The sequence below is a fragment of the Kiritimatiellia bacterium genome (assembly GCA_025054615.1).
Classification (GTDB): domain Bacteria; phylum Verrucomicrobiota; class Kiritimatiellia; order CAIVKH01; family CAIVKH01; genus JANWZO01.
In genome coordinates this window covers 121,313-132,729 of record JANWZO010000004.1, presented here as the reverse complement: position 1 = coordinate 132,729, position 11,417 = coordinate 121,313, and the positions used below count along the sequence as shown (strand labels likewise).

Below are 11,417 nucleotides of genomic sequence, written 5' to 3'. Positions count from 1 at the left end.
ATGACACTGGATGTGGCAGTTTTTGCAGCAGTCGGCGCTTGCGCTCTAGTGGCTGGCGTTTATTCCGTTGCCGCCCCCTTGGCCGCCGATGCGTGGCGCGGGTTCGGCAGCCGGCGGGCGCGGATCGTCGGGTTGCTGTTCACAGCCGGGTTGGCCGGTGCTCTGTTTCTTCGTCCCCATGAGGATTCGATCTCCGGCCTCGATACCTCCGGTTACCGTCACATGACAAAGGCCTTCGCGATGAGGAGGGGCTTCCATGAGGTCGACCGGGCCCTGCTCGCCGTGCCGGAAGAAATTCGCCCCGCCTTCATGCTTCTGCCCACGATGCAATGGCGGAATACGCGGGATCGATCGTTTTTGGTCCATTCGCTCGAGCATGCGGAGACGGAGCCGTTCTTTTATCCCCTGGCGCCGTCGGCCGCCGCGCTGGCGGAGTTGCTTTTCGAGGGGGGTGGCGATTTCGTTTTGCCCGCGCTGTGCGCCGTGCTGTTTGGCGTGTTGCTCCTGCATGCGTCCGCGTCGGCAGGGTTGCTGGGTGCTGCGCTATTTGCTGCTCTGGTGGTTGCATCGCCCCTGCCCGTCTGGTTCCTTCGCGGCTACGTCCCCGAGGGGTTGGCGTCGCTGCTGGCGGCGGGTGCGGCGTTGCGCCTGCCAACAGACCGCGCCTCCGCTTTGACCAGTTCATTTGCGCTGGGTCTGGCGGTCAGCCTTCACCCGCTCGCGTCGCTTCTGGCCATGCCGGTCTTTTTGATCCGATTCCTCCGGGCTCCACACCGTCGGCACCAACTGTACGGATGGGTGGCAGGGCTTGTTCCTCTCGTGGTGATGACGGCGTGGATTTGCCAGCCGTACGGCGATCTTTTCGATCCGTCGATCTGGCGCCGAAACCTGCATCGCGTCGCGGAACACCGCGCGCTCGTCGCGTTTCTGACAGTGGCCGCCCTTCTGTGCGCAGCAGCGGCAGTCGCGAGCGTGGCCGTTGGGGCTGCAGGATGGCGCAGCAAAGGTTCGGCCGCGCCGGTGGCCATCAGGACTTGGGGTGAAAGTGCCCTCGCGAAAGCCATTCTGGCGTCCCTGCCGCTGCTCGTCATGCTGGTCTTAGCGGTCTTGCCCTCCGGGCGATCCGCGTTATGGAATGGGCTGCTCGACGCCTGGTCCGCCCTTCGCTTGCCGGGCGTGACCTTATTAGGGGGGGCTAGTGTTCTTGTCTTGATAAAAAAGCGGCTGGATCAGCGTTGGCCGGTCGCGCTTGGCCTTGCCGCGTTCGTGGTGTGCTGCTTTTTGAAAGGCGTCGAAGTTTCCGGCCTCTGGCACCAGCGCCGTTTGTTGCCGGCGATTCTCTTTCTGGCCGTTGCGGCGATGCCGGCTGCGGCGGTGTTGAAGTCGGCCGTGGACGGATTAAGCCGTTTTAGCGGCCTGCTTACCGGCGCGCTGGCGATCCTCGTGTTGGGATTGGGAGTGGCGAATGCATTGCGCTGGCCGGCACCTTATGTGGTACGCAACGAGGCTGGTGCTCAGAATTGGATCCGCCGCGTCTCCGAGGCGATCGGCGACTCGCTCACCCTGTTTGACTACCACTCGTTCAGCCTCCAGCATGCAGTCGTATCCACTCGACCGGTTTACGGGCTGGGCGAGCACGAACGGGCCCGCGAGCAGTTGCCTGAGATCATCCGCTGGCTGGCCGGACAAGCGAGCAGCCGGACGGTCCTTGTCGTCACAGCATACGCCAATCCGGGAATTGAACAGGGTCTTGTCTTCCGTTCGCACGGTTCGATCACCGGACGGATGATCCGCGTGCGTTCCAAGAGGGCGCTGCCGGCGGAGACTAACTTGCGTGATCTTGCGGTGGAGGTCCTCGAGGCTCGCCCCCCCAACAATGAGTTGCCTCGTCTCTCTAAGGTCTTCGATGGCGGCTGGCTTGCGCTGCGCGGACCGTGGGTGCCGCGTGTGAACAGGATACGCTCGCCACAGGGGGATCGAGTTCCGGGTCAGTGGTTCCAAAACGGCGCGGCGATCATCGGCCCGGTCGCCGCAGCCGGCGAGCAACTCCATGTAAGAGTGGTTGGCGTGTCCGGGCGACGCGATGAGCGGGCCGTACAACGCATCACGCTCGTGCGGGAAGATGGCGTTGAGATTGGTCCGTTTGAGTTGGCGCACTCCTGGAGCGAGGCGTCGGCTGTGGTGGCTGGGGCGGGTCCTCCGAGCAGCCGGACGATGGCCTACGCATTACGCGCCGAGTCTCCGTATGACCCTTCAACAGAGGGAATTTCCGATTACCCAGCCGGTTTGGGGGCGCTGCTCCATCGGATCGACATGTGGGTCGAGCCGTTGCAAACTGCTAGCGATGAATGATGTGGTGGTCATCATCCCGGCTTTCAACGAGGAGGAGGCGATTGGACCGCTCCTCGATGAATTGCAGTCGGTGCTGCCCGGCATTCAGGCTGTCGTCATTTCCGATGGGTCGACCGACCGAACCGTCGAACGCGCGCGTGAGAGGGGTGCGACCGTCCTTGACCTCCCCTGCAACCTTGGCGTCGGCGGCGCTGTGCAGGCGGGTTTTCAATACGCGCTGTCGCGCGGATTCTCATTGTGCGTCCGGATCGATGGCGACGGCCAACACCCGCCTTCGGAAATCCCGAAATTGGTCGCACGCGCGCGGCAGACGGATGCCGACCTTGTGATCGGCTCACGTTTTTCCTCGCGCGGCATCCACACCAGTTCGATGGCGCGGTTTCTTGGCATCCGCCTTTTGTCAGTCGCCCTCTCGATCATCTGCCGGAAGCGAGTGACCGACCCGACGTCCGGTTTCTGGGCCGTCAAACGCCCGCTGCTCCACTATTTTGCCCGAGAGTATCCCGTTGATTATCCCGAGCCGGAGGCCCTGGCGCTGCTCCGTCGGCAGGGCTACTCCTTCGTGGAGGAGCCAGTCGTGTTTCGCCCCCGTATAGCGGGCCGATCGACGATTCACGGATGGGGTACCCTTTATTACGCCGTGAAGGTCGGTCTCGCGCTGGCGGTGGACCGCGTACGTGTCATCGATCGATCGCTTGCGCGGCATTTCACCGTGACTTGGACCTAGGTTATACGCGCGGATGGTGGAGATGGCATTAGCCGGTGCTTTGAAGCCGCAGGTTCCGCAGTGCAGTCGTCTAAACTGATCAACTTGAGGGATGCGACATGCGGGAGTAGCTTTTTTCTGAGGGTATCGCCATGAAAAAGAGGAAGGAAATCATCCGCGCACTGGAAGAGGCGTATTGGAAAGAACTGGAGACGGTCCAAAATTACATTGCCAATTCCGTGAACCTCGACGGCGTACGAGCCGAAGAGATCAAGGCCGCCCTTGCCGCCGATGTGGCGGCGGAGCTGGGCCATGCTCAGCAGCTTGCCCGTCGGATCAAGGTGCTCGGAGGAACCGTTCCGGGATCCTTCGAATTCAAGCCCGGCCAGAAGGACCTCCAGCCGCCCCGCGACACTACTGACGTCGTCAGCGTGATCCGAGGCGTGATTGCGGCGGAAGAAGACGCGATTGAGGGCTACAACAAACTGATCGAGCTCTGCGATGGCGTGGATTACGTCACGCAAGATTTGGCGATTGACCTGTTGGCCGACGAGGAGGCTCACCGCGAGCAATTCCGGAGTTTCCTCAAAGAATACGAGAAAAAATAGTCTGCCCCACCGCGGCGCCGTGGAAGGCTGCTGCTGGTGCCTTCCGGTTTCGGATTTCATGAACCGCAAAATTGGGCGCGGCGATTAATAGGATGCGTCAGTCCCGCTTCAAGGGCTGAGGAGAAGATCATGATCATCATCGAACCCCACATTCACATTTTTTCGCGGACCACGGACGACCTGCAGGCGATGTATGAAAATGGAATTCGCGCCTGCGTGGAACCGTCCTTCTGGTTGGGTTCCCCTCGCCGCTATGCGGGAACGTTTTGGGATTACTTCCAGCACATTCTCGAATTCGAGACAGCCAGGGCTCGCCGATTCGGCATCGACCACTATGCCTGCATCGCCGTGAATCCAAAGGAAGCCGACAATCTCGCGCTTGCTGAGGAGACGCTGGCCGGGATCGGGCCCTATTTCGACCATCCCCGCTGCGTGGCAGTCGGCGAGGTCGGCTACAACCTCATAACGGCTAACGAGGAAGAGGTCTTCCAGCGCCAGCTCGAGATGGCGAAGGCCCGGAACATGCTGATTTTGATCCACACGCCGCACGATACGCCGACGGTCAGCAAAAAGAAGGGAGTCGAACGCACGATCGCGGTCTGCCGTGAGCTGAACTACGACTGGGACAAGATCATGATCGACCACAACACCGAGGAGACCATGAAGCTCACGCGGGATTCGGGCGCATGGGCGGGGCTCACGGTGTATCCGTATTCCAAGCTCAATCCGGAACGGTGCATTGACATCCTCAAGAAATGGGGCATCGAGCGCACCTGGGTAAACAGCTCGGCGGACTGGGGTTCTTCGGACCCGCTCAGCCTTGTCAAGGTTGCTGGGCACATGAAGTCCAACGGCTTTTCCGAGGCGCAGATTGAGCGGCTCCTGTTTGAGAATCCGCTCGCGTTCTATCGGCAAAGCGGACGCTTCAATCCAGATTTTTCAATCCCGTTTATCCATCCGCGGGAGTATCAGCGGTGACCTTTGCCGATCCCCTGGATCGGCCCCCTTCTAAGCGAAACTCAGCCGTTAACGCCTGGCTTCGGCTGGTGCGCTTGCCCAACCTGTTGACCGTGCCGGGAGACGCCGTCGCAGGCTACGTACTTTCAATAGGGGCGTCCGCCGAATTCAGCGCGCCCGTGTTATGGGCCGCGGCGGCCGGCCTCATCTTTTACGTCGCTGGCTTGATTCTGAATGATTTGGCCGACGTGGACGAAGATCGGAGGAATCGGCCGGACCGCCCAATCGCGGCCGGCCTGATTTCAACCCGCGCGGCTTGGCGTGCCGCCCTGGCGGCGCTGGGGCTTGGTCTCGTATTTTGCAGCGCTTCCGGATGGAGGTGTTTGGCTGCCGGATGCGCCCTCGCGGTGGCCGTAGCGGCCTACAACTTTCTGCCGCGGTCGGGAATACTACCCATCATCTTGCTCGGCGCATGTCGGGCGCTCAATGTCGGCCTGGGAATCGCATCGGCCGGCGCGGGAAACGCTGCGGCCTGGATTGGCGCGGGGATGGTGGGCCTGTATGTTGCGGCGCTGTCGTTGCCCGCCCGCGGCGAGCTGTCGGGGGAGCGTCCGGGTTTCAGCGCCTGGCTCCCGATGGCCGCGCTCCTCACGGGCGGCGCGGCCTTGGTGCTGGCGGGCGATGTCAGCGAATCGGCGGCGGCGCGGGCGGCGGTCCCTTTTTTGGTAGCCGTGGGCCTGAGTGGAGCAGCCGCACGCCAACTGTGCCGAGGGCCGCGGTCGGCTGCGCCCGCGGCCGTCGGCAGCCTGATCGGCGCGCTGATGCCGCTTCAGTCGGCCCTGATCCTCGCGTCAGGCGGCCACGGGTTTGCAGTGGCTGCGGCCATCGCAGTGATGCTGGCCTGGCCGGCGAATCGGCTACTGGCCCGCGCATTTGCTCCCAGCTAGTCCTGGGACCGGCGGAACGCGCAATTCTCGGCCATCAGTAGACGCGTGCGGCGAGGTAAAACAAACCCGCGGCGAAGAGCAGCATTCCTGCCCCCGCGGCGCGCGCGCGCCGGTCTGTTGCCAACAAGGGCGCCGTCCAGCGGCGCCACAAATACGGGCTCAGGGTGAGGGTGATGCCCGCGATCGCCCAGACATATGCAAGTACTGTCATGACGAGGCGCCATTCGGTGTCCATCCAGCGCGCGGCATTGAGAACCGGATTGGCCATCAACAGCAACAGACCCGCGAGCGCCCGCACGCCCAAAAGTTCGTCGACAAAATGGATGATAAGATAAAACGACAATGGGGTCGCAAGGTAGAGCCACGGCTTGAGGAACTCGAATCGCCCCAGCGAAGCTTGGTTGATAATCCACGCGACCCAGAGCAGGTCGATTGCGGTCAGCGCCCAAGCTGTGGGTTTATGGCGGCCGATGGTCGGCACGTAAGCGCGGCATGCTGCCGGCACAGCGAGCAAGGCGGCCCCGCCAAGGACCGAAAGAACGGCCACAAAAGCTGCCGCCTGTTTCAACGTCAGGTCGAAGAAGAACGTGTCCATGAGAAGATCAGACCTCCCCACTCGCCGTCGCCATCGCGCGCGACTTCACGCAGACCCAGGCGGATGTACGCCTCGGCGACGGCATCCAGCTCAGCATCGCGGATTCCGCTCAAAACGGCAAAGTGTCGCGCGGCGCCCGCGAGACTGTCTGCAAAGCGGGTGAGCAGACGGCTATACAGATTCGCGCATACCACGTCAAACCGCCCGCGCGGCGGCCCGTCTTGTTCAAGGTCGCGCACAGAAAATCGGATTCGGTTGCCCAGGCGATTCAGGCGCGCATTGGCTCGCGCATGGGCAACCGCCTGCGGATCGTGGTCGATCGCCACCACGCGCCGCGCGCCAAGTTTGGCGGCCGCAAGCGCGAGGATGCCGCTGCCAGTGCCGACATCCAGCACGGAACTGCCAGGATGCTTCGTCAGCAGCCGGTCAAGTTGCTCAAGGCAAAATCGCGTCGTGAAATGCTCGCCGGTCCCGAAGCTCAACCCTGGGTCCAAAAGGACGCACACTCGCCCACGGACCGGCCTCCGCCGGTTCCACGCCGGCTGAATCCGCAATCGCGAACCAATATCCTGCGCTTTGAAGTGGTGCTTCCAGAACGTCTGCCAGCTCCGCCGTTTCAACAAGCGGGGCTGGGCCGCAAATACGCCCGGCCATTCTCGCGCCGCGAGGGCGGCTACCAGCGCTTCCGTATCGCACTCAAAAAAGATGTCGATCCATGCGCGGTTGGAATCAGGGCGCTGCAGAATCGCGGCCGGCCGGCGCCAGGCGGATTCGGCCTTCGCCGCGAGATCTTCGGCGCGATCCAAGCCGGCCTCCAGCGTGAGCACGGCGCCGTCAGTCCCAGGGGTTCTTGGTTGCACACGTTCGAGGTAGCGGACCGTTCAGCTTCTGCCAATCTCAAATAGCAGATGAAAGCGAATGAACTGGCATCTTCTCGTGTAAGACGGGTAAAAGTGCAGCGGATTAGATGAAGAAAACAGCGATAGGGGTGATCGGCATCGGCATGGCGTTCTCCGCGGCGGTCTGGGCGGACGGCGAGGCCGCTTCGGCGATCAACCGATTGGGTTGGGCGTTGTTGGCGGACACCCGCGGCACGCCGGCGAATGTGCTGATTTCCCCGTATTCAATTCAGTCGGCGCTCGCGATGGCCTACGCCGGGGCATCGGGCCAGACTCGCGACGAAATGCGAACGGCGCTGTTCTATCCCGAGGGTGAAGCCGCGCTGCACCGCTCGTTTTCCGCGTTGCGGGCCGAGCTGCTACAACTCGCCGATGAAACGGCGCGATCCGGCGCCGCGGATCCGGGGGATCGGAAGCAGAGGGGCTCGATCGAACTGGCGGTCGCCCATCGGCTCTTCGGCCAGCGCGGCTATCCGTTCCGATCCGAATTTCTCGAATTGATGGAGAGCGTCTACGAAGCGCCGTTCGAGACGTGCGATTTTAAGAGCAATCCCGAGGGCGAGCGCGTGAAAATCAACGGCTGGGTTGCCGATCGAACCCGCTCGCGAATCCAGGACCTGATTCCGGCCGGCGGGATCTTGGCCGATACGCGGTTGGTTCTGGTGAATGCGCTCTACATGAAGGCGCCATGGATGGAGCCGTTTGACGAACGGAACACGCGACCCCTGCCGTTCTGGGTGGGCGGGCACGAGCAGGTCCCGGTTCCCACAATGGTTCGGACCGCGCAGTATCGGGTCAAAAAGGGGCAGGGCTATACGGCAGTCTCAATTCCCTTCACCGGTGGCGGCTTGCACCTGGTCGCGATCGTTCCTGATGACCCGTCGGGACTTTCCGCTGTCGAGGCATCGCTGACCGTGGACGACTTCTCCTCCGCCGCAGACGCGCCATTCGCGGAGGCTGTGCTTTTTCTGCCGAAGCTAAAAATCGAATCGCCGTCAATCCCTCTCAAGCCTGCGCTGGTGGAGCTAGGCATGAGGAGCGCGTTCGACGTCCCGGCCGGTAGCGCGAATTTTGACCGGATAGCTCCCCGCCGGCCGGACGACTACCTGTTCATCGATCAGGTGTATCACAAAACGTTCTTCGAAATGGACGAACGCGGGGCCGAGGCGGCGGCCGCGTCGGCCGTGGTCATGGTGCGCGCGACGGCGGCCCCGATTCCGAAGCCGAAACCGATCGAAATTCGTGTGGACCGCCCGTTTGTATTCGCAGTGCAACATTTCCCAAGTCGGGCCTTTTTGTTTCTCGGCCGGATTTCTGACCCGCGCTAGGCGGCCGGACCGCTCGCATTGCGCGCCGCCATGTGCTAATTTTCTACGCTCACGATTTCCTCAAGGATCGCATGAGTGTGTCTGACATCGTCATAACCGGAGCACGCGAGCACAACCTCAAGAACATCAGCGTCCGCATCCCGCGAAATTCATTGACGGTGATCACGGGGCTTAGCGGATCGGGCAAGTCCTCGCTCGCTTTCGATACCCTCTACGCGGAGGGTCAGCGCAAATACGTCGAATCGCTGTCCGCCTACGCCCGGCAGTTTCTCGAGCAGATGCAGAAGCCGGATGTCGACCACATTGAGGGGCTCTCCCCCGCCATCTCGATCGAGCAGCGAACGGCGGGGTCGAATCCGCGATCGATCGTTGCGACGACGACCGAGATTCACGATTACCTCCGCCTGTTGTTCGCGAACGTCGGCAAGCCGCACTGCCCCCGATGCGGGCGGCCTATCACCCAGCAGACTGCCGAGCAGATTGTCGACCAGTTGATGCAGCTTCCCGCCCAGACGCGGCTGATCCTGCTCGCGCCACGCGTCCAGGGCCGAAAAGGCGAACATCTCGAACTGCTCGATGAATTGCGCAAATCCGGATTTGTCCGCGCCAGGATCGACGGAACGATCGTGGACCTCGATCAGGCGCCCAAACTCGACAAAAAGAAGGCCCACACCATCGAGGTGGTTATTGACCGTCTGGTCATAGCTGACAACATTCGCAGCCGCTTGACCGACTCGGTGGAGACCGCCCTGCGGCAGGGGCAGGGCACGCTGCTGGCGCTCGTCCAGCGAGAGGGGGGCGACTGGCAGGAAACGGTGTACTCCGAGAAGAATGCTTGTGTGCCGTGCGGGCTGAGCTTCGAAACGCTGACGCCCCGCCATTTTTCGTTCAACAGCCCCTACGGCGCCTGCCCCACGTGCCACGGGCTCGGGACGATGATGGTGTTCGACGAGGATCTGATCGTCCCGGACCCCGACAAGTCGATCGAGGAAGGGGCGATTCGCCCTTGGCGGAGCGGTGGGCGGCGCTCGGTGATCTACTACAGCGGGCTTCTCCGCGCCGTCGCGCGGCACATGGGATTTAACCTCTCCACGCCCTATCGCGACCTGCCTGCGCAGGTTCGAAAGATCCTGATGTATGGCTCCGGCGATGAAGAGATGGAATTTGGCTTCTGGCGCGGCGGCGCCTGGCACACCTATCGCAAGCCGTTCGAGGGCGTGATCCCGAACCTGCAGCGCCGCTACGAAGAGACCGACAGCGACTACATGAAACAGAAGCTCGCCGGCTTTATGAGCCGCCAGCCCTGCTCCGCCTGCAAGGGGGCCCGGCTCCGCCCCGAGTCGCTCGCGTGCCTCGTCGGCGGAAAATCGATCCTCGATGTCACCCGGCTCTCCATCCGACGCGCCGCAGAATTCTTCGACAATCTTCCCCTTACCGAGCAGGAGCGCCGAATTGCTAAGGACGTGATCAAGGAAATCCGGCGCCGTCTCCAGTTCATGATCGACGTCGGCCTCGATTACCTGACGCTCGACCGCGAGAGCGGAACCTTGTCCGGCGGGGAGGCGCAGCGGATCCGGCTGGCGACGCAGATCGGCGCTGGCCTCGTCGGCGTGCTCTATGTGCTCGACGAGCCGAGCATCGGCCTGCATCAGCGCGACAACGAAAAGCTCATCCGCACGCTGAAAAGCCTCCGCGACCTCGGCAACACGGTGGTTGTCGTCGAACACGACGAGCAGACAATCCGCGAGGCCGATTACGTGATCGACCTGGGGCCCGGCGCTGGGCGCAACGGCGGGCACGTTGTGTTTCAGGGCCCAGTCCAGGACTTGCTGAATTTCCGACGGTCGCTGACCGCGCGTTATTTGACGGGCGAATTGGCCGTCGACGTGCCCGCCGTGCGCACGCCGCCCAACAAGGGCTGGCTGACCATTCTCGGCGCTCGTGAGAACAATTTGAAAAACATCGATGTCCGCATTCCCCTCGGATGCCTCGTTTGCGTCACCGGCGTGTCCGGCAGCGGCAAAAGCACGCTGGTAGACGACATCCTTCGGCGCGCGCTTTTCCGCCATTTCTACGGCAGCCGCGAACGGCCCGGCCAGCACAGGGCGATCAAAGGGCTGGACCAGATCGACAAAGTGATTGTGATCGACCAGTCGCCGATCGGGCGCACGCCCCGGAGCAACCCCGCCACGTACACTGGCGCCTTCGATCCGATCCGGGACCTCTTCGCGAAGCTGCCTGCCTCGAAGGTTCGGGGATTCGACAAAGGCCGGTTCAGCTTCAACGTCAAGGGCGGTCGCTGCGAGACCTGCAAGGGCGACGGCATCCTGAAAATCGAGATGCACTTCCTGCCGGACGTCCACGTGCCGTGCGAACAGTGCGGAGGCCGCCGCTACAACCGTGAGACGCTCGAGGTCAAATACAACGGCAAGAGCATCGCCGACGTCCTCGAGATGACCATCGACGAGGCCCTCGAATTTTTCAAAAACATCCCCGCCATTTCTCGAAAACTTCGGACCCTTTCGGAGGTCGGGCTCGGCTACTTGCAGGTAGGGCAACCGGCCACGACCCTCTCTGGCGGCGAGGCCCAGCGGGTCAAATTGTCGGCTGAGCTGAGCAGGACAGACACTGGCCGCACGCTTTATCTCCTCGACGAGCCCACCACCGGCCTGCATTTCGCCGACGTCCACCGCCTGATCCAGGTGTTGCAGCGCCTGCGCGACGCGGGCAACACCCTCGTCGTCATCGAGCACAACCTCGACGTCATCAAAACCGCGGACTACATCATCGACCTCGGCCCTGAGGGCGGCGAAGCGGGCGGCCGAGTGGTGGCCTGTGGCACGCCGGAAGAAATTGCTCAAAATTCGGAATCTCACACCGGCCGATATCTGAAGCCGCTGCTGGCCCGCGGCGCCTCGCCGGCTGCCGAGCCGGCCCTGCTGCCCATCGCCTGAAGCGCGGCGAGACCGCCCCAGTCCTCGAGAATCGGGCCGGGCCGAAAGCTTGCGGCTTGCCCAGCGCTCGA

General features: G+C 62.7%; 9 protein-coding genes. 7 read left to right on the top strand and 2 right to left on the bottom strand.

What is annotated here, in order from left to right; translation table 11 throughout:
* From NZ740_03160 to NZ740_03140, 5 genes are all read left to right on the top strand, one after another.
* Nucleotides 1-2,352, top strand: a complete 2,352-nt coding sequence (locus tag NZ740_03160) for a hypothetical protein (GenBank protein MCS6771008.1) — start codon at nt 1-3, stop codon at nt 2,350-2,352.
* Entirely contained in the window at nt 2,345-3,079 is a 735-nt protein-coding gene (locus NZ740_03155) for a glycosyltransferase family 2 protein (GenBank protein MCS6771007.1), read from the top strand. Before NZ740_03160 ends, NZ740_03155 begins: the two co-directional genes overlap by 8 nt.
* Nucleotides 3,080-3,210: 131 nt before the next feature.
* The gene (locus NZ740_03150; protein MCS6771006.1) at nt 3,211-3,666 is read left to right on the top strand and encodes a ferritin-like domain-containing protein; all 456 of its coding nucleotides are present in this window, start codon (nt 3,211-3,213) and stop codon (nt 3,664-3,666) included.
* 129 nt (nt 3,667-3,795) lie between these two features.
* Nucleotides 3,796-4,644, top strand: coding sequence for a TatD family hydrolase (locus NZ740_03145; protein MCS6771005.1), 849 nt, complete (start codon nt 3,796-3,798; stop codon nt 4,642-4,644).
* On the top strand, nt 4,641-5,570 hold the full coding sequence (locus tag NZ740_03140; protein MCS6771004.1) for a UbiA family prenyltransferase: 930 nt from the start codon (nt 4,641-4,643) through the stop codon (nt 5,568-5,570). The genes NZ740_03145 and NZ740_03140 overlap by 4 nt, the downstream gene beginning before the upstream one ends.
* A 34-nt stretch (nt 5,571-5,604) precedes the next feature.
* Here NZ740_03140 and NZ740_03135 read toward each other — a convergent pair whose 3' ends face one another.
* Together NZ740_03135 and NZ740_03130 are read right to left on the bottom strand one after the other, a co-directional pair.
* Entirely contained in the window at nt 5,605-6,165 is a 561-nt protein-coding gene (locus tag NZ740_03135) for a hypothetical protein (protein ID MCS6771003.1), read from the bottom strand.
* Nucleotides 6,141-6,992, bottom strand: a complete 852-nt coding sequence (locus NZ740_03130) for a 50S ribosomal protein L11 methyltransferase (protein MCS6771002.1) — start codon at nt 6,990-6,992, stop codon at nt 6,141-6,143. Before NZ740_03130 ends, NZ740_03135 begins: the two co-directional genes overlap by 25 nt.
* Before the next feature lie 140 nt (nt 6,993-7,132).
* Here NZ740_03130 and NZ740_03125 point away from each other — a divergent pair, with 140 nt between their 5' ends.
* A complete protein-coding gene (locus NZ740_03125; GenBank protein MCS6771001.1) occupies nt 7,133-8,392 on the top strand; it encodes a serpin family protein in 1,260 nt (419 codons plus the stop codon).
* Between the two features lie 71 nt (nt 8,393-8,463).
* Nucleotides 8,464-11,346 carry an excinuclease ABC subunit UvrA gene (gene uvrA, locus NZ740_03120; GenBank protein MCS6771000.1) on the top strand — a complete coding sequence of 961 codons (2,883 nt, stop codon included), beginning with the start codon at nt 8,464-8,466 and terminating at the stop codon, nt 11,344-11,346.
* The last annotated feature ends 71 nt before the right edge of the window (nt 11,347-11,417 follow it).